This is a genomic window from Acinetobacter sp. AG1 (assembly GCF_001005525.1).
GTDB lineage: Bacteria > Pseudomonadota > Gammaproteobacteria > Pseudomonadales > Moraxellaceae > Acinetobacter > Acinetobacter modestus.
Genome location: NZ_LBMZ01000021.1, coordinates 1 through 2,173, shown reverse-complemented (window position 1 = coordinate 2,173; position 2,173 = coordinate 1). Strand labels below are relative to the sequence as shown.

The following is a 2,173-nucleotide window of genomic DNA, read 5'->3' as shown; positions in this document are numbered from 1 at the left end:
TGGACTCACTCCATCGACGTAAGTCTGTTCTGCCAATGATTATGCGTCAGCAGGCACCAGTGTTTTGACTTGTGAAGCACGTGAGTTATCACCAAAGCCACGACCCTGATACACGTTAATGGTATTGGTGCCGAGGCTACTGATATTTTCTAGAATTTGCTTCTGTGATCCATTCCCAAGCGCGACCACCGAGACCACGGATGCGATCCCGATAATAATCCCAAGCATGGTCAAGAAAGTCCGCATACGGTGGGCATTCATGGCAAGCAGTGCCATGCGGAATGCTTCACCGAGACGATCGAAAAAAGACCGCCAAGCGGAGGTTTTCTTTTGTGGGGTACGTTGTAGGGTTTGATGTTCTAAATCGGAATCTACATTTTCAGGCTTATTAGCACGGTCTGAAATAATATTACCGTCGCTGATCTCAATAATACGCGTCGCATTTTTTGCAACATTAAGATCATGTGTGACCAGAATAATGGTATGACCTTTGGCATTCAGCTCACGCAAAATACGCATGACTTCAATACCACTATTCTTATCCAATGCACCTGTTGGCTCATCGGCAAGAATCACATCACCGCCATTCATCAAGGCGCGGGCAATCGAAACACGTTGTTGCTGACCACCAGAGAGTTGGCTTGGTCTATGATGCAACCGTTCTTCTAAGCCTAGTTCTGAGAGTAGCTCAGCCGAACGTTGTTGGCGAAGTTGGCTGTCTACGCCTGCGTAAATGGCTGGAACTTCAACATTACCAGAAGCACTCAAATCACCGAGTAAATGATAACGCTGGAAAATAAAACCAAAATATTCACGGCGTAGTTGTGCAAGCTCATCTGGTTCTAGTTGGCGTGTTTCTCGACCATTGACCTTGTAACTCCCTGCGCTGGGCTTATCCAGACAACCCAAGATGTTCATCAGGGTCGATTTACCTGAGCCTGATTGTCCGACAATTGCAACCAACTCACCTGCATAAATTTTTAAATCAATGCCTTTGAGAATTTGTACTGTACCTTCACCCGCAGGGAACTCACGGGTGAGGTCACTGACCTCAAGTAATGGCTGTGAAGAATGCGTTTGATCTTGAGTCATATTACATTCTCATTGCACGTTGATTGCTACGTTTTGCTGATTCGTTTGAGCTATCAGTTGCATCTGCAATCACCACTTGATCACCTTGTTTTAAACCTCTAAGTACTTGTGCAGTGACACGATTATTAAGGCCGATTAACACAGGTTGAGGTTGAGCAGTCCCATCCGCTTGTAACACACGAACCATACCTGTGGATGCTTTACCTTGAGCAACTAAGGCTTTTTCAGCTTCAGTCAAATCTAGGCGTTTAGGATGTTGCGCTTTCTGAGTATCTGTATTTTTTGCTTTATCTGTTGCAACCGAATTATTGCCATTTTCTTTTTTGTTTGAACGTCTAGTTTGGATGGCAGCGGCAGGAATTGTTAGTACATTTTTTGCTTCAGCTAAAACAATATAGACCTGTGCAGTCATATCAATACGTAACTTACCATCTTCATTTGGAACATCAAACAAAGCGTTGTAGTACACGGCTGTACTTGATGATGATGAACTGGTATTGGTTGTTTCGGTATTGATAGAGTTTGGTGCTGGCTCAACTTGACGTAGCTGTGCGTAATGTTTTTTGTCACTATTGCCTAATGTAGTGAAGTAAACGGTTTGACCTTTTTCAACTTTCATGACATCGGCTTCAGAAATTTGAGCCTTAATTGTCATCGTATCTAATTTCGCCAATTTCACAATCGTTGGCGCGGTTTGATTGGCATTCACCGTTTGACCTTCTTCGGTCACAATGGCAACCACTGTCCCATCCATTGGTGCAACAATACTGGTATAACCTAAATTCTCTTGTGCAGTTGCGAGTGTTAAACGAGATTGTTCAATTTGCGCATTGATTGCTGCAATTTGAGCTTGTGCTGTTTTAAAGTTCGCTAGTGCTGTTTCAAGTTCTGCGCGTGAAGTTGCATCTTGGCTAAACATTGCCTGCTGGCGTTTATATTCAGCTTCCACTTTTGCTAAATTGGCTTGTTGTACCGCCAATTGAGCCTGTTGATTCTGAATATTCGCTTTGGCTGTTTTTAATTCGTTTTCTTGACGAATCGAGTCAATTTGTGCAATCAGTTGACCTTGTTTGACTTGATC

Annotated in this window: 1 protein-coding gene and 1 pseudogene; both read right to left on the bottom strand. The window is 43.4% G+C overall.

The window, feature by feature from the left end:
- Window positions 1–42: 42 nt before the first annotated feature.
- Window positions 43–1,092 (bottom strand): annotated as a pseudogene (locus AAV96_RS00190) (ATP-binding cassette domain-containing protein); the annotation flags it as partial.
- A gap of 1 nt (window position 1,093) precedes the next feature.
- The coding region (locus tag AAV96_RS00185; RefSeq protein ID WP_046737847.1) for an efflux RND transporter periplasmic adaptor subunit at window positions 1,094–2,173 on the bottom strand (1,080 nt) is incomplete at its 5' end.